Genomic DNA, 24,094 nt, shown 5'->3' with positions numbered 1-24,094 from the left:
CCAGCTCCTTTTCTTTGCTTTTATTTTATTTGAGTAGATTCATTCTTATGCTTTGATTTCTCCAAAAACACCCTTTTCGGCAAGGGACTGAATCTCTGGCAAGTCCATTCCTAAACTCTTCAATATTTCCTGAGTATGCTTACCTGTTGAAACACCTGCAAAGCGGTACTCTGGCCTACTTGCTGAGAATTTTATAGGGAAAGCAATTTGCTGTTGCTCTCCTCCTTCACTTTTCGGCACAGTGGTCACCATATTTCTAGCCAGTATTTGAGGGTGCTGAACTGTTTCACTAATACTTAACACTGGCTCTACACAGCCATCAAAATCATCCCCAAGAATACTAATCCATTCGTCAAAGTTTCTTGCCTTAAATTCCTTTGTCACGATTTCTTTGAATGCCTGCTGGTCTTCCTTACTATTGCTGTTGCTAAGCTTTATAAAATTTCTATCTCCTAATAGCTCACAAAGTTTTTGCTGAAACTTCGGCTCTAAACTTCCAACTGAAAAATAACGACCATCTTTTGTCTCATAGTAATCATAAAAGGTTCCGCCATTTAGCAGCATTTCCTCTTCCTTCGGATTTTCCCCGCCAACTAGAAAATTCGGTCCATACATAGCGTTCAAGGAAAAAGCAACATCTGTGAGGCTTACATCAATATGCTGTCCTTCTCCAGTACTATGTCGATGATAAACAGCTGCAAGGATTCCAATGACAGCTGGCATGGATCCTCCAGCTAGATCTGCCACTTGAATACCTCCAGGAACAGGTGCCTGATTTTTTCGAGCAGAGTAGCTAGCTACTCCAGCTATAGATAAATAGTTGATATCGTGTCCTGCTCTATTTCGAAGAGGACCAGTTTGGCCATATCCTGTAATGGAACAGAAAATGATCTTAGGGTTTATTTCCTTTAACTTTTCATAGCCAATCCCGAGCTTATCCATAACACCGGGGCGAAACTGCTCAATGACAATGTTATATTCCTCTATTAGCCTATAGATAATATCCTTCGATTCTGCTAGTTTTAAATCTATTGCTAGCGATCGCTTAGAGCGGTTTAGATGAGCAAATGTTGCAGAAACCTCACCATCCTTCGGCTCAATATGCTTTAAAAAATCCTCTCGATTTGGAGCCTCGATTTTAATGACATCTGCTCCCATGTCGGCTAACATCATCGTGGCAAAAGGTCCCGGCAGAAGAGTAGAGAAATCTAAAATCTTTAACCCATTCAATATCCCCATTGTCTCACCCCTCTATTAAACTAATTTGGTGAAAGCACTTACAAGTTTAATTGTAAGTATTAATTTAAATATTTTCAATAGTCTAACTAATTTCAACGTAGATAACCAACTTACAAATAATTAAATTATTTTTAAATTAAATGGATATTTATGTTAAAATTAACTTAAATAAGTCAAATGAATAAATAGCAGTTTATTATAAAATTGCTCCTACAATCAACATGATGCTGTTATATAAAGCATCCGCCAGAGTGAAATCAATTCTACTGTATTCCACAAATACCCTTCTAAATGTGCTAGTTTTTTTAAAATAAGAAATCATTAAAACTTATAAAATCATCCAAGAGCCGGTTTAGTCACACGAATTACAATTTAAACAACAAGGAGGGGAAAAGTTGGCATACAATGCAAAAGTCCAGCGAGGAATTATGTTTTTTTTATTTGTAATGACGGTGGGTTTATTACTTTCAAATATTATAGGGAATAATTTTTCCAAAGGATTGTTATATTTTCATATTATTATTCTTTTATTTTCACTGTTTTCATTTTTTATTCAATATAAACTGGAAATAAAGGATGGTTATCTGACGTATCAATTCCTATTCATCAAAATGCCTCTTTATAAACGAGTCATACACCCCTACCAAATAACAAATATTAAATTTGTCCGTTTTGGTTGGTCTACTAAAGGTGCTATTATACAAATCAATAAGGGCCTCAATATTCGTGTTTTTAACTTCGAGCCTAACAACGTATTCTTAGATTTACTCGATTTTGCAAATCAAAATTCTATATCAATCCAAAAAACTAAAGATTATCAAATTTTAGAACGAATGAAGGAAACTTAGTCAATAGTCTCTCTGAATCTTTACATATGATGAATCTAACTAGGGAGCGTTTGTGTTGAAAATTAAAATTAAAATAAGTTTTATATCATTGATTTGTTTGTTTTTGGCTGGTTGTGCTGATGATTACCAAGAAAGTTTTACTTTCTCCGGAACAGTCGAGGAGTTAGACGCTCAAGAAGAGATATTAGTTATTAAAGAACACAACAACGTTAATAAGGGCATACAAGGAGGAAATATATACGAAATACCTGTTGTTGATGTGAAGAGGTATAATATTGGTCAAAATGTCGAAGTAACTGTCTTTTCTAATACGGATGAAGATGTTTGGGATGTAGATCATATGAAATTTGATATAAATATAGTCAAAGAATAACCATGAGCTAGGAGATACTTTTCCAAGCTTTTTTTATTTTTAGGCTATGTTAAAGAGTTGGGTTGATTTATGATGCAAAGAAATCTAAATCAGAGAGTAGAATTGATTTTTCGCACCAGCCGGACGCTTTCCTCGGGGTGAGCGATAAGCCATCACCCATCGCTAACGCGTGTGGTTGTGATGTCTTATCTGTCTCACTCATCCCATAGGAGTCGCCGTCTGGCGCTCCAATCAATAAATGGGAACAGCTTTAGCAACGATAAAGCGCTAATCAATTTACTCGCATAAACAAAGCCGAAAAACTGTACCCAATCCCATTTTCATCATCTACTTATGATTTTAATAGTAATTTGAATGTTACTTTTTTAATGTTTACAGTCACTATAAAAAGAATTTTCTTCACTAATGAGGGAAGAGCTATGGTACACCACTTCTCTTTTAGTCTTTAGTGTAAATAGCGAAATGCCCTACTCAAAACCGTAGGCACCACTGAGGCATGGTTTTCATCCTGTGCTATAAATATTTCCGTTTCTATACTTTCATGTAACACCCTATATAGATGTTTTGCATCCTCACACATAAAGCCTTCTTTGCTACCAACTGATATAAACAGTTTTTTATGTTGAAGATTGGTTTGCAAACGTACAAAATTTTCTGCTTCCTTATATAGCTCGTATTCATTCCACCATACAGAAGGACTTATCGGTAGGTAGCAGGAAAATAAGGCTGGTTGTTTAAATAATGTCCACAGAACAAAAAGGCCACTTAAGGAGTGACCAAAAAGTGCCTGATTCTGTTGGTTAAATGGATAATGCTTGTGTACATTCGGCATTAGCTCATCCTTTAAAAATGCTAGGAACTTCTCTGATCCGCCATGCTCTCCTAAGTCCTTCCCCTTTAAACGCTTTGGATAGATATATGCTTCTGCCTTGGGAGTAAAATCAAAAAATCTTCTTTTGCGAGCATCCTCTTCCTTACCAGCATGTCCAATCCCAACCACAATGGAAGGAGAAATACGTGTTTTAAAGGGATTTTTCGATTGCAGCTTCACTACATCTCTTGCAAGCTGGAAATACCAGTTTCCATCTAGCACATAGTAGACAGGAAAACCCTCCTTAGGAGGCTCCACATTTGGAATTGAAACTTTTATATCATACAAATAGTTTGTGTGCTCGGAAACAATTTGAAAATGCTCTGTATTTTCTAACAGTACCTTATCCATCTATTAAACCTCCTCTAAAGTTTCGTATCCATAGCAAACAGGTGCCTCTGTTTCTTCATCGAACATAATCTTTGCATCTATTTGGAACACCTTTTTCATAACTTCTTTTGTTAATATTTCCTTAGGAGTACCCGTTGTAATAATCTCTCCGCCTCGCATTGCGATAAGCTCATCCGAAAAGCGAGCAGCATGATTAATATCATGCAATACCATCACTACTGTACATTGATGCTTCTTATTTAGCTGCGCCACAATTTTCAGCATCTCTAGCTGATGGGCCATATCTAGGTATGTGGTTGGTTCATCGAGCAGGAGAATTTCTGTTTCCTGTGCGAGTGCCATCGCAAGCCATACCTTTTGACGCTGACCACCTGATAGCTGGTTAATTTCCCTATTGCGATATTCGATTGTTTTGGTGACAGTCATTGCCCATTCAATTACTTCCATATCTTTTTTTGATAGTGTTCCAATGTTTTTTCGATGTGGAAACCTTCCATAAGAGATTAACTCATCTACCTTCAATTGAGCAGGAGCTACAGGGCTTTGAGAAAGCAGAGCAAGCCTTTTCGCAATAGCCTTTGTAGGCATCGACATCATATCTTCTCCATGTAAATAAACTTTTCCGTTCTTTTGCTGAAGAATACGTCCGATTGTTTTTAATAGAGTTGATTTTCCACATCCATTGGGACCAATAATGGTCGTTATTTTCCCCTTTTGAATGGACGTATTTAAATTTGTAAACACTGTTTCTTTGTCATAGCCAGAGCTAAGCGCTTCAACGCGTAATATACTCTCTATCATAGGTATCCTCCTATGCCTTCGTTTTGATTAATAAATATAAAAAGTAGGGAATTCCAATTATAGAAACAATGATTCCTACCGGCAGCTCGGAAGGCTCAAAAACAGTCTTAGCAATGTAATCTGAGAGTACCAATAGGAACATTCCGATTGCAGCACTCATGGGCACGACGAATCTATGCTTGATGCCAACTAACCTTTTAGCTATATGTGGTGCCATCAACCCTATGAATCCAATCCCACCGGACACCGATACACAGGCACTGACAAGTCCTATACTACATAGTAATAGGATGGATTTCTCTTTTTCTACTGAAATCCCAAGACTCTTCACATTAGCATCCTCTAACTGGAGATAATCTAACAAGTGACTCTTCCTATAGATCACAGAACTAAGGATAAGCACCCAAGGGAGGATGGATAAAACGAAAGCCCAGTTAGCATTATAAATACTCCCTGAAATCCAAACTGCGGCCATCTCATAGTCACTTGTATTCATCTTAAGTGATACATATAAGGATAAGGCTCCGAAGCCACTACCTATTGCAATACCCGTGAGGATCAATCTTTGCATATCCAAAATTCCATTTTTCCAAGAAAAGATGAAAATAATTGAAGCTGCAAGCGCACCTCCTACAAAGCCAAAGAGTGGCATTAGAAAAATCGTATACCAGCCATCTTCCACAAAATTGGAAGCAGACATTTGAAAGAAGAACATAAAAATCACAATAGAAGCCCCTGCTCCAGCATTTATACCTAATATGCCTGGATCCGCTAAGCCGTTTCTTGTCACTCCTTGTATAACAGTTCCTGCAATCCCAAGACCGATTCCTACTAAGGCTGCAATGACAATCCTTGGTAATCTAAATTCAAATATAACCAAATCGTGTTTGTCATTTGGATCAATTCGTAAAAAAGTTTTGAGAACCTCCAGGATCGTCATATCAAAGACGCCATTAGTAATGTGAAAATAGAAAGCGATAAGAGTCAACCCAACAAAGATAGACAGCATCGTGATGAAACGTATAAACGGACCTTTATGCACGCTGTCCTCCCCCTCTCGTCCGAATTAGATAAAGGAAGAAAGGAACACCAATAATAGCCGTTACTACACCAACGGGAGTCTCAAATGGAAAGTTGATAAAGCGACTAATTACATCACAAAAAGCTAAAAACAACGCTCCGATTGCTGCAGAGCATGGAATTAGAACTCTGTAGTCAACCCCTACAAGAAATCGAGTAATATGAGGAATTATTAATCCAACAAACCCTATCTTTCCTACTAAGGCAACTGCCGTACCAGTCAAGCAAACTACCGCAAGAATACTAATGATTTTGACCATTTTTGTTCGTTGCCCTAAACCTACTGCAATGTCATCACCTAACGAGGCAATGGTAATTGACTTCGAAATCCCTAATGCTAGCATTAACCCGATTAGACCAAAAGGAATGGACAGCCATAGCATATCAGGATTTACTATATGTAATTTTGCGTTATACCAAACACTAACGCTTTGAGACACTTGAAAGTACATCGCAATAGCGGAAGCTATACTGCTTAAAAATGTTCCAATGACTGTTCCAATAATGGCCAATCGAACAGGTGATAACCCCCCCTTTATCAAGGAGCCAAAACCAAAGACAAGACCTGCACCAATAGCAGAGCCAATCATCGAAAGAATAATCATTTGATAGTTAGGAAGCCCCGGGAAAAAGACCATTGCTATTGTAATAACAAATGCCGATCCATCGTTTACTCCCATTATAGAAGGAGATGCCAAATAATTTTGTGTAATCCCTTGCATAATTGCCCCAGCAACAGCTAGAAAAGCTCCAACCAATAAAGCAGCGATTACGCGTGGTAATCGTGATGTCATAATAATGTTATGGTCCACATTATTCCCATCGAATTGCGTAATCGCCTGCCAAACTGTTAATAGACTAATATCTTTAGCACCATATAAAATAGATAAAGCTATTGCTAGTACGATGAACAGTGGAGAAACTATTAAAATGATGACAGCTAACGTATTTTTGTTTTTCATAATTCATCGCACCTAACTTTACTTCGATAAATTCTCTATCGCTGCATCTAAGAATTTCACTTTAGACCAAGCAGTACCACCTTGCGCTAAAGGGTCTACTACGTTTACAAACACCTGGTCATTTTTCGCTGCTTCTATGCTACCGAAAATCGGATTGGCTAAAAGCTCATCTAAAGCTGCTGCATTATCTGTATTTTCACTAGTTTCGAATTGAAGAAAAATGTAATCTGGGTTCGATTCAGCTAAAGCCTCAAGAGATAATTCTGATTGCGCCTCTGCTTTTGCAACTACATCTGGAACCTTCAGTCCTAAATCATTATAAAGAACTGGGTTAAAGTAAATAGATTCAGGATAAGCATTAATACTTCCTTTGCGTATACGTAATACAAGTGCTTCCTTATCCTTCAATGCTTCACCTAATTCAGCTTTAGCTTGTCCAGCTTTTTCCTCATAGTCTGCTATAATTTTTTCTGCCTCTGCTTCTTTATCGCCTAATTGTCCTAATAGAGTAAGATTTTCTTTCCAGTTCGTAGATACATGCGAGTAAGGTATCATCGTTTGAATTTTATTTAATGCTGTCACAACTTCTTCTCCATGCTTCGAAGAACCTAAAATAACATCTGGATCTAAAGCTAGGATAGCCTCATTATTGGGTGCAAACTTGTCACCAACCAATGCGGCTCCCTCTAATTCATCCGCTAAATAGGTAGGTATTGCATTTCCAATTGCAAGTACTCCAGCTGGCTTAATACCTAAAATAGCTGAATCCTCCATGGACTCCAAGCTCGCTGCTACTATATTATTTACTTTGGAGGGTACAACATAGTCCTCCCCTAAATATGTAAGTGTTTGTTCTGTAGCTACCGTATCAGCTGAAGCTTCTTTTGATTCCGCTTCAACTTCAATTTTTTCTGTAGTGTCTTCTTTATCTCCACAAGCAACTAAACTTAGCGCTATCACTGCTGTCGCGCCTAACATCCAATACTTTTTCATACTCAATAGTTTCATCTCCTATATTTTTAATTGATAACGATTATCATTATCATAATAACGTAAACTTTACTTTATTACAATAGTGATTTTAAAAACATATAATAATTAAATAATTGTACATATTTGATGGATTAGTAGTTTTGCTGAGCACTAATATGGGAATATTATATTTAAAATAGAAGTTTTATAGGAGGAGTTTTCTCATGGCTAAAAAAACTAAAAAGCCATGGAGCAAAAAAAAGCGCATTATAGTCTCCTTAATAGGCGTGTTTGCTCTTATATACATAATCGTTATTGCTTGGCATACATTTAAACCGCTTCCCCAAGGAGTTTCCTTTGCAGGTGAGTTACATAAGACGAATAACATTCAACTTTTAACGGATTTGACCTTTGCACAAGATCAAAAAGGTACAAATACCATTCATGAAAATCATATTTTTGATGAGGTATATCGAACGATTGAAGAAGCTGAGGAATTTGTGGTGTTAGATTTCTTTTTGATGGATGGCTATTATGATGAAGATGAGGACTTCCCTAATATAGCAGAGACACTTTCCTCCACTGTCGCAAAAAAGAAGAAGGCTAACCCTGACATGCCAATCGTTTTTATTACCGATCCACTTAATCGAGGGTATGGATCTTACGAAAGTGAATGGTTTAAAAAAATGCGTGATGCGGGTGTTGAAATTGTATATACAGATTTAGATGAGCTAAGGGATTCTACACCTGTTTATTCTGGTATTTATCGTATTTTCTTTCAATGGTTCGATATTGGTGGCAAAGGTTGGATTGCTAATGCTATGGCAAGTGACGCGCCTAAAATGACTATAGCTTCCTATATGACTCTATTGAATGTAAAGGCAAACCATCGGAAGGCTTTAGTAACAGAGAAGGCCGCTATAATAACAACCTCTAATCCCCACGATGCCAGTGGCTTTCACGGAAATATTGCTTTGAAGTTAGATGGACCAATCATTAATGATATTTTAGAAGCAGAAGAGGCAGTTTCTCTTTTTTCTGGAGGTCCTAAGCTTCCTAGAATAAAGACGGAGAACGCAGAAGGTGAGTATCAAGCCCAATACTTAACAGAGAAAAAAATATTGGATGCATTGCTAAACGATATAAATGATACTAAAAAAGGAGATACCATTTGGCTAGGCATGTTCTTTGTAGCCGAACGGAGTATAGTCAATACATTAGTGGAGGCTGCAAATCGAGGGGTAGAAGTAAATCTTATATTAGATCCGAACGAAAACTCCTTTGGTCGAGAAAAGTCTGGACTACCAAATCGCCCAGTCGTACAAGAACTAGTGGAGGATACGAATGAGAAGATTAATATACGATGGTATAATACCGTAATCGGTCAGTATCACACAAAGACTATATGGATTCAAACACCAGAGCATACAGTGATTTCAAGCGGTGCAGCAAATTATACAGAACGTGCTTTAGAAAATTATAACCTAGAAAGTAACGTAAGAATCATTGCCCCCAATGAGAGTGAATTAGCCTTAGAGATGGAGCAATATTTTCATAGATTATGGAACAATGAGGATGCTATGTATACTGTAGAGGTAGATGAATATCAAAGCAATTTCACTTGGTGGCAGCGTTGGATTTATGCTTTCCAAACCTATACTAAAATTACAACTTATTAATACTCATTGTGAAAGTACAGCTAGTGATGCTTACACTAGCTGTACTTTTTTTTCACGTTTATGAACGTGTGATTAGGTGAGTATTAATAGACATTAGATAAGTTACTTCGGTTCAAACGTTTTACAATCTGTTTCATCACTGTTGGAAGCTTGGTTCCCTTTACGACTAACTACATAAATAGCTTTTGCATTACATTTGTTCCCTTGTCTCCAAAATTTACAGTTGTTCACTTCACAAAGTACATCTTTAGCCATTAGTATCACACCTCCTCGTTACTAGCATGAACTTTTTTGAGAAAAGTCATACTAAAAAGCGAGATTTATATGTACTATTTTATCTCGATTAAATGAGTGATCTGTTTTGGCAGTCCGTAAATTTGTTTCTTCAAAAATAATGGAAATAAATTTAACGCTTGAATCTCATCAAAGGTTTTCCAATAATATGTATGAACTTTCCCATTTTCATTCTCGGTGAATTGAATTCCTTTGCATAACAGATCATTGTTTTTCAAAGATAGGAGATAAAAGAAGCATATCTCATGAAATTTTTCTTTGGAAACTTCCTCTTCGAAAAAATTTTCATTGACCCACAAAAGCCGGTCAATGGCAACTTCAGTCGACAGCTCTTCTCTAATTTCTCGACGGATTGCATCCTCACTCTTTTCATGTAGGCCAACTCTTCCTCCGGGAACATAATAGTAAGAAGCATTATCGTCCTTCATGATTAGTATTTTCCCATCGTTTATAATTAATCCTGCAACACGATAATTAAACCTACCCTCGTCTGTTTTAAATGATAAATCCATTTTGCACCTCCACTTTTCATTTCCCCCACACTTTCTAAATATTTATTAATTCTAGCTTTTTTATATCAACTAGTAAATAGCTTGAGTATGTTGATTCCAATTGGAGTCGCCGCTCTCCTCTCCGATCAACTCATTGCTCCTGTTAATGAATATATTAAAAATCAAATCCAACAACGCGAACATTTAATCAACGTTGGGAGAACCAGCATAGACCTTGTAGTAATGTTCAAGATAACAATCATCCCATTTAGTATCCGTTCCATGACTCAGACAACCAAGGAAATTGAAACGTATTTGGCATAAGTTTGTTTCTCCTTTCTGGCCAAGAGAATGTATACTCCGTGTTAATATTTGTCATTTAAAGTCATTTAAATACCCCATGTGTATAATCTTTTGTATAATAAAAAGGGAAGAAAATTTCGTATATAAACTTAGATTGGCTTTATTAGCTACAGGGGGAAAAAAGCGATGACGATTTTACTGGTAGATGACAACACGGTCAATCTATTTGTAATAGAAAAAATGTTAGATAGTGCTGGTTATAAGGATACAGTATCTCTTAAATCAGCTCAGGAGCTATTTGACTATTTACAGATCAATGAGCAGAATCCAACCTGTAATTCGGTAGATTTAATTTTACTAGATATTATGATGCCTGAAATAGATGGACTTGAAGCTTGTAGACGAATTAAACAGCAAGAAAGATATAAGGATATCCAAATAATTTTTGTAACAGCCTTAGAGGATAAGAAGAAATTAGCAGAGGCATTGGATGTCGGTGGCAGTGATTATATAACGAAGCCGATCAACAAAGTAGAGCTATTAGCTAGAATTAGAGTAGCCCTTCGTTTAAAAGCAGAGTTAGATTGGCATAAGCAGCATGAAAACAAAATCCAGTATGAATTGGATTTGGCCACTCATGTGCAAAGAAGCCTTTTAAGCCCTCCTCTAAAAAGAGAGGATATTCAAATCGAAGTGTCCTACCTCCCTTCCTTTAATTTAGCCGGAGATATGTATTATTGGCATAAAATAAGTGACAATCGATATGCTGTTATATTACTAGATATGATGGGGCACGGTATATCTGCTTCCCTAGTATGTATGTTCATATCCTCTGTTTTAAGAGAGGCCATTAAACAATTAGTAGAGCCAGAGCTTGTAATTAAAGAGCTAAATCGCTATATGGTTTTGATACATAATGAAAAGGTGGGTATACCATATTATTTTACAGCTGTTTATATGGTTGTAGATACAGATCAAAAAACGATAGAATACGTCAATGCCGGGCATCCACCTGGATTTGCTTTAATTGATTATGAAAAGGTTGTGCCTATAAGTAAAAGCTGCTGTGCAGTTGGTTTCTTTGATGAAATTGAAGTGAAGAAAGAAGTCATTACCTATGAAAAGGATATTCAAATTGTTTTATACACAGATGGAGTTCTAGAAGGAATGGGACCAGATGAGATAGAGTCTGAAAAGCAAATTGAAATATTAACATCTAAAAAATGGGATCATTCTCATGCTTTAATTGATAATCTATTACCGAAGGAAAAACAACAGGATCAACCGGATGACATGTGTGTCTTAATGATTCAGTGTAAATAAAATAAGAAGCTTCGAAGATTTAAAAAAACAAATCTTCGAAGCTTTTTTAATGTTACTTTTTTTAATACCAACAAAAATTAGCTATGCAATAAAATCTTTTAACTTCAAAAAAAGTGAAATCAAATATCTTGATTTCACTTTTTCCTCTTTTTATTTAAATCGTTGATAGATTCTTTCGCTACCAACTAATTCTTGATAGTTTTCCATTACACGCGAAAACTTCAAGGTTTCTTTATCACCTAAGCCTAAAACTCCTTCGGGACTTAAGCTTTGATAAAACAATTCCTGGACTTGCTCCTGTAACTCAGAGTTAAAGTAAATGAGTACATTCCGGCAAATGATTACATGAAATTCATTGAATGACTGATCAGTTACTAGATTATGCTGGGCAAAGATAATATTTTCTAAAATTGATGGATGAAAGTAAGCATGTTGATAGTCGGCCTTATAGTATTCAGAAAAGGCTTTGCTCCCACCGGCAAGCATATAGTTTTTCGTATATGCTTGCATCTTTTGAATTGGGAAAATCCCCTTGCTAGCCTTTTCTAACACTTGCTCGTTCATATCAGTGGCATAAATAACTGCTTTATCCTTCAGCCCTTCTTCTTCTAATAAGATAGCCATCGAGTATACCTCTTCCCCAGTTGCACAACCTGCATGCCATATGCGGATTTCAGGGTATTCTCTTAGAATTGGAACTACTTCTTCTCTAAACGCCTTAAAAAAGCTTGGATTACGGAACATTTCTGTTACATTAATCGAAAAGTCATTCAACAACTGCTCTAAGTAACCCTCTTCATGGATAACTTTTTCTAGCAAGCCCGTTATTGTAGAAATGCCATTTATTTTCATTCGATTGTGTATTCGACGTGAAATAGAAGATTTATTGTACTGTCTAAAATCAAATCCTGATAACCGATATATAGCTTCTAGAAGGAAATCTACTTCCATTTCCTCATACTGAATATTAACTCCCTCGAGCTCTCCATTTTCATAGTAATTGTCCATATCATTACTCCCTTAAGATGCTAACCAAACTCGAAGAACTGAGAATAATTGATCTAGATTTAATGGTTTACTAATGTAATCAGAAGCTCCTGCTTCTAGACATTTATCTCTATCATTTTTCATCGCTTTTGCAGTCAATGCGATAATCGGTAGTTCCGTTAGAGATAGTTCATTTCTAATTCTAGACATTGTCTCATATCCATCCATATTAGGCATCATGATATCCATGAGTACCACATCTATTTCTGAGTTACTTTGAACAATATCTAAGCATTCTAAGCCGTCTTTAGCAACAAGAATATTAATTCCTTTTCTTTCTAAAGCTGTTTTCAGTGCATAAATGTTTCGGTAATCATCGTCTACTATTAATACGTTTTTATTTGAAAATACATTTGCGTCCTCAGGTAGAGAATCCAGCTTTTCTTCTTGGGCTTTTATCTTCTGTTCCTGCTCTTCCAGTGTTGGATATTCCTCCACTACTTCTTGGACTTCCTCCACAGAATGCTCTGTAAGAGCTACTTCTTCTAAACCTAAGTGTATCTGCTCCATAATTGGACCATTAGGAAGACTTGGTACAACTAGAGTAAAGGTACTACCTAACCCTTCCTCGCTTTGAAGAGTAATCCAACCTCCAAGGAGATTAGCAAACTCTCTGCAAATAGATAATCCCAAACCAGTTCCTCCGTATTTGCGAACTGTTGCACCATCTGCTTGCTGGAATGATTCAAAGATTAGATCATGCTTATCTTTAGGAATACCTATTCCAGTATCAGTGATGGAAATCTCAATCCATTCTTTACTGATTTCTTGCATTTGTTTAGTTTGTTTTTTAGCTTCCAATTGCTTAATTGATAAATCTACGGACCCTTTTTCAGTAAACTTAAATGCATTTGATAATAAATTTTTAATAATTTGTTGGAATCGTTTTTCATCTGTGAAGAAAATATCCGGTACATCTTGTTCTTTCGTAACATGGAACTCTAGGTTTTTCTTTTGTGCAACCGGTGAGAATATATGATCCATTTGAGTCGGAAGCTCGCTTAAATTAACTTCCTCAAATAATACGTCAATCTTCCCTGCTTCTACTTTGGAAAGATCTAAAATATCATTGATCAAGGATAGAAGATCTTCACCAGACGAATGAATAACTCTCGCAAACTCTACCTCGTCTTCAGTTAAGTTCTCTTTTCCGTTTTCTGAAAGCATTTCTGACAGTATTAAAATACTGTTCAATGGTGTTCGTAATTCATGTGACATATTTGCTAGAAACTCTGATTTATAATTGGAATGAAGCGTTAACTGTTCTGCTTTTTCTTCTAATTCTTGACGAATTTTTTCTAGTTCCTCTGTTTTAGCCTCTGCATCCTTTGTTCGTTCTTCTAATTGTTCATTTATTTGAGTTAGTTCTTCTGTTTGCATTTGAAGCTCTTCCGATTGTGTTTGAAGCTCCTCAGATTGAGTTTGTAGTTCTTCTGATTGTGCTTGTAATTCTTCTGTCATTGCTCTAGATTCGTTTAGAAGTCGTACAATTTCCATACGGCCCATTACACTGTTAACAGATAAACCAAACGTTTCGACTATCTGTGTTACAAGCTGTTGCTGAAGTTTGTCATACTGAGACATAGTGGCTAGTTCTAGCACTGCTATTACTTCACCCTCAAACAAAATTGGAACTATAAATATACTTTTTGGTGGTACTTCACCAAGTCCAGTAGAAATGAAACGATAATCGTTTGGAATTTCATTGAAAACAAATGCCTTGCTCTCAAGAGCACATTGTCCAACTAGTCCTTGTCCTAAACGGAAGCTTTCTCTTCCAATCTCTTTTTCTGGATTAGAATCAGCAAAAGCAGCTTTCTTCACAAAACGTGTTTCTTGCTCGTTAGACTCTCTCACGTAAAACGCTCCATAAGAAGAATTGGTCAGTTTAGATATCTCGGACATAAACACACGAGCAAGCTTATCAATGGATCCTACTCCTTGATATTTCGTTACTGTTTCTGCAAGACTTGTTTGTAGCCATTCTCTATCTTCTAGATTATCTAATAACTCATTTGTTGCATTTGCTAAGTCTCTAATCTCGTCATTTGTAGTAACAACTATTCTCTCTTTACGGTCTCCGTTCTCGGATGCTATCTTTTTAATAGTGTCCGTAACATCTTTAACCGTTTTGACGATTGATTTAGAAATCTGACTAGCCATCGTTATCGCAATAGCTGATACAAATAATAAAATACCGAATAACGCTATAGTCAGCATATTATTTCGATCATCTAATTTCTGAGCATCATTTTGTGCCGAGTCTCTTTCAATCTCTCTAAACTCATTGAACTGGTTTCGAATAGATTGCATATATTCTCTACCGCGATCATTTGCATAGAACTGCTGAATTGATTCTTCATCGTTATTTCTTTTAAATACGATGGCGCGTTCGCCTGCTTCTGCCATCCATACTTCAATGGTCCCTTTAACCTCTGCTAGCTTTTCTTGCTGATTTGGCTTGTCCTTTAATAAGTTATAGAGCTGGTCAAACTCTAACTGCCATTGCTCTTCAGCCTTATAGTATGGCTCTAAATAACTTTCATTACCTGTGATGATGAACCCTCGCTGACCAGCTTGCATATCCATAACATATTTTTCTACATTATTTGTCAATGTTTCAACTTCAGTATTATATTTTATTAAATCATTTCTCTCTTGTTGGAGTGAACGAATTTGACTGTTTAATATGATAACGGAAGCAAATAAACATACAATAATAATAATGTAGCCGACAGTAATTTTAGAACGTAGGCCGAGCTTTAATTTATCCCCCATGTTTAATTCCTACCTTTTTATAGTTTTTCACTCTATTAATAGTATATGAAATGGATATAAAATAACAGTTTTTCCCCTTATTATTTATTTACTAATTAACTATATTTATGTATGTGAGATTTGAAATGGAAATAGGCTTGGATACTAGGTAATTTTGTTCAGCACAACGCACTATATATATAAAAGAATACGTTAAAGGGTAGTTTATTTTCCATAAAATTGTTTGTTTTGAAATGTTACACTTCAACTAAAGATACAATTTAGTTGAAGAAGGGTTTTTGAATAAAGAGGTAGAAGGTGAATATACAACAATGAAGGAGCTGGTTATGTGAATCTGCCTTTGTTAAGGGCTGAAGGGATTATTGTTAATGAAGATATGACCGAAATTCTTGTGCAATGTGATCTTGTGGAAAGTTTTTACCGTCTTCCAGGTGGAAGTATAGAATTCGGCGAAACAGCAGGTGAAGCTATAAAAAGGGAGCTAATTGAAGAATTTGATTTAGCTTTGAACATTGGCCAGCTTGCTTGTATTTGTGAAAGTATTATTCTGTATGATGGGAAGAGAAGGCATGATTGCACTTTAATCCATTGGTGTTCAAGTAATAATACAATGAATTGTCTTTTGCATAAAGAAGTTCCAGGAATCAAGCTTGTTTGGCGTACAATTTCTCAGTTAAGCGAAAGACCATTTTATCCAGAAGGAATTTTGGATATTATTGTTTCAGGTGATAATTTTATTAAACATATCAAAAGAGAAAAGACTTATGAGTGATTCCTTATTAAACTACTGGGTACTTTCCTTCAAGAAATAGTTCAGTTAAACAATAAAATATTTTAGGTATGGGAGGAATATTAATGGACTAATTTTTCTATTTCAATATGTTTAGAAATATAATTTCTAAATTTTTCTTAGATGGTATCTGGGTAGTCGGAAGTTAGAATAGTAAATAGAGATATAAAACTGGGGGAAAATAAATGGAGGAAAAGGATAGAGGCACTTTATATTTTTATATGGCTATTGGTACACTAGGACTTCTCATTATTTTAGTAGGATTATTCAAATATGTTGAAACCGTCGGTGGGAATGCTTCCTTTGCATTGGTAGGTTTTCCTTTAACAATAATTTACTTAAATTATCTTGAAGGGAAAGCTGGTATAAGTAAAAAAGTATTATGGATTAAATCTATCATAGCGATTTCCTTGCTGATTATAATTTACATCTTCATTTTTAACTAATGAAGGAGGCTTTTAAATCAACATCTACCTTTAAAAAAACTGCATACACGCCTCAAGTTTCTTTGAGTGGGTATGCAGTCTTTTACATATTATTTTTTGATTAACTCTAAGTCAACCGGGATAGAAGCTTCCACTTCTTCTCCTTTTAATGCTTTGATAGCTGCTTCCATAGCCTTTTCACCAATTTGTTCTGGCTTTTGTGCAATTGTACCAGCAAGCTTACCATTTTCTACAGATTTTACAGCATCATCAGTAGCATCAAAACCGATGACAATAATGTCTTTTCCTGCAGATTCGATTGCTTCTAAAGCTCCTAGTGCCATTTCATCATTGTGAGCAAATACACCTTTGATGTCTGGATTAGCTTGAAGAATGTTTTCCATTACCGTTAAGCCTTCTGCACGGTTAAAGTTAGCAGTTTGCTTTGCTACTACGTCTAATTTACCATCGGCAACATTGTTAAATCCTTCTCCGCGGTCACGAGCAGCAGAAGATCCTGCAACACCTTCTAATTCCACTACAGCTGAACCTTCTCCAACTAATTCAAGTAAGTATTCACCTGCAAGCTCTCCACCTGCAACGTTATCTGATGCGATATGAGCTACAATTTCTCCACCCTCTGAGCTACGGTCAACTGTTACTACTGGAATATTAGCTGCATTTGCAGATTCCACAGATGAAACTACCGCTTGAGAGTCAACTGGATTAATAATAATCAAGTCTACTCCTTGTTGGATTAAATCCTCTACATCACTTGCTTGTTTAGAAGCATTATCCTGTGCATCTACTACCGTTACGGCTGCACCCAATTCCTTAGCCTTCGCTTCTGCTCCATCACTTAATGTTACGAAAAATGGATTGTTTAAAGTTGAAACAGATAAACCAATTTTGTAATCACCCTCTGAACCAGTGGATCCTTTTTCAGAATCAGATTTCTCAGAGCCAGGTGAATCCAATGAACATGCTGCTAGAAACATTGATACGATTAACAGTAAAGCAAAATAAAGTTTTTTCATGAAGTTATTTCTCCTTTATGCTGTTTTTTTACGATCGATTAATACTGCTAATAATATAACTGCACCCTTCACCACTTGCTGGAAGAAGGAGGATACCCCAATTAAATTTAGACCATTATTCAAGACACCGATTATAAGTGCCCCGATTAAAGTACCAACAATCCAACCACGACCACCTGTTAAGCTTGTGCCACCAAGTACTACTGCTGCAATGGCATCTAATTCAAACATGTTACCTGCAGTAGGCTGAGCTGAATTCAAACGAGATGTTAAAATAAGAGAAGCAAGTGCTGCTAGTGCACCGGTTAATGCGTAAACATATATTTTAATACGGCCAACCTTAATACCAGAAAGACGAGAAGCCTCCTCGTTACCTCCGACCGCATAAACTCGACGACCAAATGTTGTTTTTTTCAGGATAAAGTATAGAACTCCAAATGCAACAGCCATTGTTACGACTGGTACAGGTATACCTAAGAAATATCCTTTCCCAATCATTTGAAAAGATACTGAATCGCCTAAACCTGATATTGGTCTACCTTCTGTGTAAACTAATGTCAATCCTCGGTATATAGTCATTGTTGCTAAAGTAGCGATAAATGGAGCAACATTTCCTTTAGAGATAATAATTCCGTTAATTGCTCCTAGAACAGCTCCCAAAATAAGACCTATTAGCATAGCTAAAATTGGATCCATTCCACTAGCAAGTAATCCTGCTGTAACTGCTCCTGTCAGAGCTAAAATTGATCCAACTGATAGATCAATCCCTCCAGTTAAAATAACGAAGGTCATCCCAAACGCGATAAGCGCATTAATAGAAACCTGTCTAAGTACATTCATTAAGTTATTTACGGTTAAAAAATTTGGGCTTAATATAGTGATGATGACCACTAGTAAGATAAGTCCTAGCAACGGTCCTAATTTTTGTAGTACTGATTGTGAACTAGATTTTAGCAACTTTGTCCCCTCCGGTAGCGTAATGCATTATTTTTTCTTGTGTCATTTCTTCTTTGGTAACTTCACCGGTTAACTTTCCTTCATGCATCACGAGCACTCGATCGACCATTCCAATGATTTCAGGAAGCTCGGAGGATACCATAATGATAGATACTCCATTTTCTGCAAGTGTGTTAACAATGGAGTAAATTTCTTTTTTCGCGCCTACGTCTACACCGCGTGTCGGTTCATCCAATATTAAGATGTCTGGCTCAATACCTAGCCATTTGGCAATGACTATCTTCTGTTGATTCCCGCCACTTAATGATTTAACGGTTTGATCTGGACCAGAAGTACGTACACCTAGTCTTTTTACCATGGAATCATAGAGGCTTTTTTCTTTTTGCGTATTCACAACACCATTTTTAGATATTTTACCAAAATTTGTAATACCTAAATTTTCTTTTACCGAGAAATCTAAAATCAATCCTTCAGATTTTCTATCCTCTGTTACGAAGCCGAAACCGAGCTTTATCGCATCTTGCGGATTATTTATTTTCACTTGTTTACCATCAAGTATTAGCTCTCCACTATCAAGCTTTTTATAACCAAATAGGGATTGAACTACCTCTGTTCTTCCTGCACCCATTAGGCCAGCGATACCAAGTATTTCTCCTTTTCGTAACTCAAACGAAATATCCTCGAAGTAACCTTTTCTAGTTAAGTTTTTTGCTACTAGCTTTACATCCCCAATTTTAGATTCTCTATCTGGAAAACGTCCGCCTAGCTCTCTCCCAACCATCATTTGTACAATTTCATCAAAGTTTGTTTCTTTTATATTTCTAACACCTACATAGCTTCCGTCACGTAGAATAGTGATGCGGTCACATATGGCAAAGATTTCTTCCATTCGGTGGGAAATATAGACGAAGGATACACCTTTCGCCTGCAATGCTCTAATAGTCTCAAAAAGTGTCTCTATTTCTCTATCGGTTAATGCTGCGGTCGGCTCGTCCATGATGATGACCTCTGCATTAGAAGAAATTGCCTTTGCAATTTCAACTATTTGCTGCTTACCAACTGAAAGATTTCTTGCAGTCGTCTTTACGTCTATATCTAAGCCCAGACTTAGCAGCACCTCTCTAGCAGCCTTGTTCATTTCTTTTGTTTTTAAAATACCCGATCTACCAAGGGTTTTTTCGTTCCCAAGAAATAAGTTTTCAGCCACTGATAGATCTGGAAGAATATTAAGCTCTTGGTGGATTACAGCTATCCCAGCCTGCTCTGCTTCCTTTGGGTTTTTAAATTCAACAGGTTTTCCTTTAATAGTGATTTCACCAGAATCTTTTGTATAGATACCTGTAAGAATCTTCATCAAGGTAGACTTGCCTGCACCGTTCTCTCCCATTAGCGCATGAATTTCTCCTGGTGCTATTTCGAATTCCACATTATTTAACACCGTATTTCCATTAAAGGCCTTTGTAATACCAGTCATCTGAATCATTGCTTCCACCACCTTTAAAATATGACACCAGCTTGTAAGATTATATTTGCATAAGGACTAGCCTCACCAGTCCTTATAATAACTTTAGATTGTCTAGTCATTGCTTTAAATTCTTCATGTGAGACTTCAGAAATTTGTTCAATGGATTTATTCACTACATAGTGCATTTTTGCATTAGCGGTCTTCATCTCAGCAGCAACATAAGCCTTTTCCACTACTAAATCGTCTAACACAATTGCTAAAATTTCATCGAATGATGGTTTCCCAAGGATATAAGATAAATCGATGCACGTAACGCCATCAGGAATTGGTAATCCACAATCGCTTATTGTAATTTGATCGGTATGCCCTAGCTTTGCAAAAATTCCAGCTAAATCACGATTTAATATGCCATGTTTTTTCAATTGCTAACACCCTCTAATCTTTTTACTACTTCCGTATGGCTTGGCATACCGCCTTGAGCACCAAATTTTTCTACAGACAAAGAGGCAGATGCATTTGCGTAACGAACCGCTTCTTCTAAACTTAAACTTTGTCCAAGTGCGTGAGCGAGTGCTCCGTTAAATGTATCACCTGCACCCGTCGTATCTACTGCAGTTGTTTTAAATCCGGGTACGAGTATATGTTTCGTCCCATCAAAATATCTAGCACCTTCACTGCCTAATGTAACAATTAGCTTGTTTGGATACTTTTCCAATGTTCCTTCCATATCTTCACCAAATATTAACTCGCACTCTGTTTCATTTGGTGTTAGATAAGCAACATAGTCCATAAACTCTAGCTGAAATCCACTAGCTGGCGCAGGATTAAGCAAAACAGGGACGTTTAACTCTCGGCAAAGCTCTAGCGTATATTTCACTACAGGAATTGGAATTTCTAGCTGCATGATCACAAACTTGCTTTGCTGAATAGTTTCTTTCATCCTTTTGATGTTTGCCTCAGTTAACAAATAGTTTGCTCCAGGGACGACGATAATTCTGTTATCGCCCTCGGATAATAAAATATTAGCGATTCCAGTTGCAGCCTCCTCTGTTTGCATAACCGAATCGGTATTTACTCCATTTGCTTTCAGGTCCTCTAATAATTCTCTTCCAAAGCTATCTGTTCCAACGCTAGCAAGCATATGTACATTGCTTCCTAAGCGTGCTGCAGCAACAGCCTGGTTTGCTCCTTTGCCTCCGGGAATAGTCGTAAAGAGTTGTCCTAAAACCGTTTCTCCTTGGACAGGAAAGTTGTCTGTTTGTACTACAATGTCCATATTCATGCTGCCTATAACTGTAATCATCGGTGTCCACTCCTTGTCGTTCCTCGTTCCACTAGCTCTACAGGTACTTGAATTACTCTTTCTTCTATTTCAATTTCTTCAATAATTTTAATAAGTATGCGGGTTGCCAAAGCACCCATTTTGTAAATGTCTTGGGCTACCGTTGTCAGTCCTGGAGTCAACATTCCTCCAAGTGAAATTCCATCAAACCCCATAATTTGTAGCTGATCAGGAACGCTAATGCCTAATGAATGTGCAGCCTTCAAAGCACCGGCAGCAGAAACATCCGTGCTTGCAAATATGCCATCTACACCTTTGATATTTGTTAAGAAATCCCTTGCAATCTTCTCTGATTCTTCAAAGTGAAAGGGACTTTCGATAATATGAGTTTGTACTTTTTTTCCTTTGACAGCCTTGAGAAATCCAGTGAGTCGATCATCAGCAGGACCGAGACCTTTAGGACCTCGCATAAATACGATATTTTGACAGCCTTTTTCTAACAAGTAGTCGGTACCCATACACGCTCCGTCAATATTATTAGAAGAAACGGTCGGAATAGATTCATGTATCATGCGATCTAACGCCACAAGCGGTACTTTTAAATCTTCATAGTGGCTTGCACGTAGCTGGTTAGTCGTTACGATAAACCCTGCTACATATTTTTGCTTTAAAGTATCTATATAATGTATTTCTTTTTCAGATTTTTCATCTGAATTACACAAAACTACTGTGTATCCATAGGATAATGCGATATCCTCCACTGCTCGAGCAAGCTCTGGAAAGAATGGATTCATAATATCAGGAACGATTAACCCTATAAAGTTTGTTTGTTTTGTCGTTAGAGATCTTGCTACTTGGTTTGGTATATATTCTAATTTATCGATTGCTCTTTTAATCTTGAGCTTTGTATCTTCACTGATATACCCTTTTCTATTTAAATAACGGGATACAGAAGCAACGGAAACACCAGCTTCTTTTGCTACGTCTCTAATGTTTGCCATCCGTTTTCCTCTTCCCCTCTAAATGTGTAACCGGTTACACACAATATAACAAGGAGTTTTCAAACTGTCAATAAAAAATTGTACTACACTTTCCCTTCCTCAGAATTTTGTTGTATAACAGCGCATTTTCTAGCCTTTAAGGAACTTAAAGACCTATTATTCGTAATATTCATTGAATACAAAATAAAACTAAAGGGTGTAACCAATGATTTTTAAAATATGGAAGATTACTAAACGTATTGTTTTAGGAGTGCTTGCTCTATTTGTTCTATGGTTTGTTGGTCATCAGTTAATGTCTTTATATGAAAAAAACAAATATGAAGCAATCGGTCAGCACGTTGAGGTAGATGGAAAAGAAATGCATGTATATGAAAAAGGAAAAGGAGATAACACCATTGTTTTATTAACAGGACTCGGGACTGCTGCCCCTGCCCTTGACTTCGAGCCACTAGTTAAAGAACTATCAGTAGACAATAGAGTTATTGTTGTAGAACCATTTGGATACGGCTGGAGTGAGAAAACTGATAAAAAGCGTAGCGTGGAAAACATCACAGAGGAAATAAGGACTGCTATATTACAGTTAGATATTCAAGAACCATATATTCTCATGCCACATTCTATTTCCGGTGTTTATAGCATGTTTTATGCGAACAAGTACCCTGAAGAGATAAAAGCAATTATCGGTATTGATCCAACCTTGCCCCAGGCTCTTGAGTACTTTGAAGAAGACGCTCCCTCCATGCCAAAGGCTTTAAGCATTATTGCTCCTAGTGGGTTGGCGCGATTGGCTATGTACATTACCCCTGATAGTTTTTTACCTATAGCAGGGGAAAATACATATTCTAAAGAGAACTTAAAAATGACTAAGCTTATTTCATCCTGGAGTGGATATAACCGAAATGTCATTAATGAAACCAACCTTATCCAAGAAAATATGGAGTTAACCAAGAAACTTACCTTTCCTCCAGATTTGCCTGTCATGATATTTACGAGTGACACCGAAAAGACAAATGAGGACGGTAAATCGAATATTACCTTTTATGAAGCCCAATTAAAAAACAGCACTTTAAGTAAGCTTGTTCCTTTAGAGGGTCATCATTATTTACATTGGACTCAATCAGAAACCATGAGTGATGAGGTGAGGGGATTTATAAAGAGGATGGATTAGCTTTAATAAGAAAGGCTTGCGTCTTCCCTTACCCACAAAACAAAAAACACTTGGTTGCTATTTCAAGCTACCAAGTGTTTTCTTTATTACGGAGTATATTTTTCAGAGACCTTCACTACAACTCCATCTTCTAAAGTTATATCATATGGCCCTTTAACAACTGCTAAATAAGAAACGAATTCCTTTTCCTCTACTTGCTTTGGTTTGTCTGTATCGTCTTGATTAACCAAATAGAACTCAGCATCTTCAGCTAGCTTTAAGCTTTCTGCCTTTTGTGATTCATCATAAATCATAAATCCTGTAGCTAAATCCTTTTCCATATCTAGCCCTAGTTCCTTGATACGATCCGTATCGGATTCCTCAATCCACTCTACTTCATCAATTATTAGACTTTTATTTGGTAGATCGAAGTCTCTTACGTAGGCTAGCATTTCTTTTTTCTCTTCCTTTGCCTCTTCTTCCTTCGGCTCGTCGCTACAAGCACCTAACAGTAAAAGTGCTCCTAAAGTCGTAAGGAGAAGCATAGACATTTTATTTGATAGTAGTTGTTTCATATT

At 36.7% G+C, this 24,094-nt stretch carries 25 protein-coding genes; 8 read left to right on the top strand and 17 right to left on the bottom strand.

Annotation, left to right across the window (positions count from 1 at the left end; all coding sequences use genetic code 11):
- Positions 1-45: 45 nt before the first annotated feature.
- On the bottom strand, positions 46-1,239 hold the full coding sequence (locus M3627_RS15820) for a CaiB/BaiF CoA transferase family protein (protein ID WP_251556499.1): 1,194 nt from the start codon (positions 1,237-1,239) through the stop codon (positions 46-48).
- Positions 1,240-1,634: 395 nt separating this feature from the next.
- Here M3627_RS15820 and M3627_RS15815 point away from each other — a divergent pair, with 395 nt between their 5' ends.
- Both M3627_RS15815 and M3627_RS15810 read left to right on the top strand, forming a co-directional pair.
- Positions 1,635-2,087, top strand: a complete 453-nt coding sequence (locus tag M3627_RS15815; protein WP_251556498.1) for a hypothetical protein — start codon at positions 1,635-1,637, stop codon at positions 2,085-2,087.
- Between the two features lie 55 nt (positions 2,088-2,142).
- Positions 2,143-2,460 carry a hypothetical protein gene (locus M3627_RS15810; protein WP_251556497.1) on the top strand — a complete coding sequence of 106 codons (318 nt, stop codon included), beginning with the start codon at positions 2,143-2,145 and terminating at the stop codon, positions 2,458-2,460.
- A 445-nt stretch (positions 2,461-2,905) separates the two neighbouring features.
- On the opposite strand, the gene M3627_RS15805 is transcribed toward M3627_RS15810, so the two are convergent.
- From M3627_RS15805 to M3627_RS15785, 5 genes are read right to left on the bottom strand one after another with little or no spacing between them, the layout of a single operon-like run.
- Positions 2,906-3,682 (bottom strand): alpha/beta hydrolase, encoded by a 777-nt coding sequence (locus tag M3627_RS15805; protein WP_251556496.1) that lies wholly within the window; start codon positions 3,680-3,682, stop codon positions 2,906-2,908.
- Positions 3,683-3,685: 3 nt separating this feature from the next.
- A complete protein-coding gene (locus M3627_RS15800; RefSeq protein WP_251556494.1) occupies positions 3,686-4,483 on the bottom strand; it encodes an ABC transporter ATP-binding protein in 798 nt (265 codons plus the stop codon).
- A 10-nt stretch (positions 4,484-4,493) separates the two neighbouring features.
- Positions 4,494-5,525, bottom strand: a complete 1,032-nt coding sequence (locus M3627_RS15795; protein WP_483315292.1) for a FecCD family ABC transporter permease — start codon at positions 5,523-5,525, stop codon at positions 4,494-4,496.
- Positions 5,518-6,525: a FecCD family ABC transporter permease gene (locus M3627_RS15790; RefSeq protein ID WP_169360426.1), complete on the bottom strand. Its 1,008-nt coding sequence runs from the start codon at positions 6,523-6,525 to the stop codon at positions 5,518-5,520. Before M3627_RS15790 ends, M3627_RS15795 begins: the two co-directional genes overlap by 8 nt.
- 18 nt (positions 6,526-6,543) lie before the next feature.
- Positions 6,544-7,518: an ABC transporter substrate-binding protein gene (locus tag M3627_RS15785; protein WP_251556526.1), complete on the bottom strand. Its 975-nt coding sequence runs from the start codon at positions 7,516-7,518 to the stop codon at positions 6,544-6,546.
- 203 nt (positions 7,519-7,721) lie between these two features.
- Here M3627_RS15785 and M3627_RS15780 point away from each other — a divergent pair, with 203 nt between their 5' ends.
- Complete coding sequence (locus M3627_RS15780; RefSeq protein WP_251556492.1) at positions 7,722-9,176, top strand: phospholipase D family protein; 1,455 nt, start codon at positions 7,722-7,724, stop codon at positions 9,174-9,176.
- 102 nt (positions 9,177-9,278) lie between these two features.
- On the opposite strand, the gene M3627_RS15775 is transcribed toward M3627_RS15780, so the two are convergent.
- Positions 9,279-9,431: a DUF1540 domain-containing protein gene (locus M3627_RS15775; protein WP_144541288.1), complete on the bottom strand. Its 153-nt coding sequence runs from the start codon at positions 9,429-9,431 to the stop codon at positions 9,279-9,281.
- 74 nt (positions 9,432-9,505) lie between these two features.
- Positions 9,506-9,982 (bottom strand): NUDIX hydrolase, encoded by a 477-nt coding sequence (locus tag M3627_RS15770; protein WP_251556490.1) that lies wholly within the window; start codon positions 9,980-9,982, stop codon positions 9,506-9,508.
- 81 nt (positions 9,983-10,063) lie between these two features.
- On the opposite strand from M3627_RS15770, the gene M3627_RS15765 reads away from it, so the two are divergent.
- Positions 10,064-10,285, top strand: coding sequence for a hypothetical protein (locus tag M3627_RS15765; protein WP_251556528.1), 222 nt, complete (start codon positions 10,064-10,066; stop codon positions 10,283-10,285).
- Positions 10,286-10,450: 165 nt separating this feature from the next.
- Positions 10,451-11,587: a SpoIIE family protein phosphatase gene (locus M3627_RS15760; protein WP_251556487.1), complete on the top strand. Its 1,137-nt coding sequence runs from the start codon at positions 10,451-10,453 to the stop codon at positions 11,585-11,587.
- Between the two features lie 150 nt (positions 11,588-11,737).
- On the opposite strand, the gene M3627_RS15755 is transcribed toward M3627_RS15760, so the two are convergent.
- Positions 11,738-12,595, bottom strand: coding sequence for a CheR family methyltransferase (locus M3627_RS15755; RefSeq protein WP_251556486.1), 858 nt, complete (start codon positions 12,593-12,595; stop codon positions 11,738-11,740).
- Between the two features lie 12 nt (positions 12,596-12,607).
- Positions 12,608-15,412 (bottom strand): CHASE3 domain-containing protein, encoded by a 2,805-nt coding sequence (locus M3627_RS15750; RefSeq protein WP_251556485.1) that lies wholly within the window; start codon positions 15,410-15,412, stop codon positions 12,608-12,610.
- A gap of 328 nt (positions 15,413-15,740) precedes the next feature.
- Between M3627_RS15750 and M3627_RS15745 the strand changes: the two genes are divergently transcribed.
- Together M3627_RS15745 and M3627_RS15740 are read left to right on the top strand one after the other, a co-directional pair.
- On the top strand, positions 15,741-16,184 hold the full coding sequence (locus tag M3627_RS15745; protein WP_251556484.1) for an NUDIX domain-containing protein: 444 nt from the start codon (positions 15,741-15,743) through the stop codon (positions 16,182-16,184).
- A 203-nt stretch (positions 16,185-16,387) separates the two neighbouring features.
- The gene (locus M3627_RS15740) at positions 16,388-16,648 is read left to right on the top strand and encodes a hypothetical protein (RefSeq protein WP_251556483.1); all 261 of its coding nucleotides are present in this window, start codon (positions 16,388-16,390) and stop codon (positions 16,646-16,648) included.
- A gap of 89 nt (positions 16,649-16,737) precedes the next feature.
- Here the strand turns inward: M3627_RS15740 and rbsB are convergent, their stop codons facing one another.
- The 6 genes from rbsB to M3627_RS15710 are packed head-to-tail and all read right to left on the bottom strand — an operon-like array spanning position 16,738 to position 22,369.
- Entirely contained in the window at positions 16,738-17,664 is a 927-nt protein-coding gene (gene rbsB, locus M3627_RS15735) for a ribose ABC transporter substrate-binding protein RbsB (RefSeq protein ID WP_169360417.1), read from the bottom strand.
- Between the two features lie 15 nt (positions 17,665-17,679).
- On the bottom strand, positions 17,680-18,621 hold the full coding sequence (gene rbsC, locus M3627_RS15730; protein ID WP_169360416.1) for a ribose ABC transporter permease: 942 nt from the start codon (positions 18,619-18,621) through the stop codon (positions 17,680-17,682).
- The gene (locus tag M3627_RS15725) at positions 18,608-20,104 is read right to left on the bottom strand and encodes a sugar ABC transporter ATP-binding protein (RefSeq protein WP_251556481.1); all 1,497 of its coding nucleotides are present in this window, start codon (positions 20,102-20,104) and stop codon (positions 18,608-18,610) included. Before M3627_RS15725 ends, rbsC begins: the two co-directional genes overlap by 14 nt.
- Before the next feature lie 14 nt (positions 20,105-20,118).
- A complete protein-coding gene (gene rbsD, locus M3627_RS15720) occupies positions 20,119-20,508 on the bottom strand; it encodes a D-ribose pyranase (protein ID WP_251556479.1) in 390 nt (129 codons plus the stop codon).
- On the bottom strand, positions 20,505-21,389 hold the full coding sequence (gene rbsK, locus M3627_RS15715; protein ID WP_251556478.1) for a ribokinase: 885 nt from the start codon (positions 21,387-21,389) through the stop codon (positions 20,505-20,507). Before rbsK ends, rbsD begins: the two co-directional genes overlap by 4 nt.
- Positions 21,386-22,369, bottom strand: coding sequence for a LacI family DNA-binding transcriptional regulator (locus tag M3627_RS15710; RefSeq protein ID WP_251556477.1), 984 nt, complete (start codon positions 22,367-22,369; stop codon positions 21,386-21,388). Before M3627_RS15710 ends, rbsK begins: the two co-directional genes overlap by 4 nt.
- A 205-nt stretch (positions 22,370-22,574) precedes the next feature.
- Here M3627_RS15710 and M3627_RS15705 point away from each other — a divergent pair, with 205 nt between their 5' ends.
- Positions 22,575-23,537, top strand: a complete 963-nt coding sequence (locus tag M3627_RS15705; protein ID WP_251556476.1) for an alpha/beta fold hydrolase — start codon at positions 22,575-22,577, stop codon at positions 23,535-23,537.
- Between the two features lie 86 nt (positions 23,538-23,623).
- Here the strand turns inward: M3627_RS15705 and M3627_RS15700 are convergent, their stop codons facing one another.
- Positions 23,624-24,091, bottom strand: coding sequence for a hypothetical protein (locus M3627_RS15700; protein ID WP_251556475.1), 468 nt, complete (start codon positions 24,089-24,091; stop codon positions 23,624-23,626).
- Positions 24,092-24,094 lie beyond the last annotated feature (3 nt).

Origin of the sequence: Psychrobacillus sp. MER TA 171, from assembly GCF_023713305.1 — a bacterium.
Classification (GTDB): domain Bacteria; phylum Bacillota; class Bacilli; order Bacillales_A; family Planococcaceae; genus Psychrobacillus.
The sequence above is the reverse complement of the archived record's forward strand: the minus strand, read 5'-3'. Positions and strand labels throughout refer to the sequence as shown.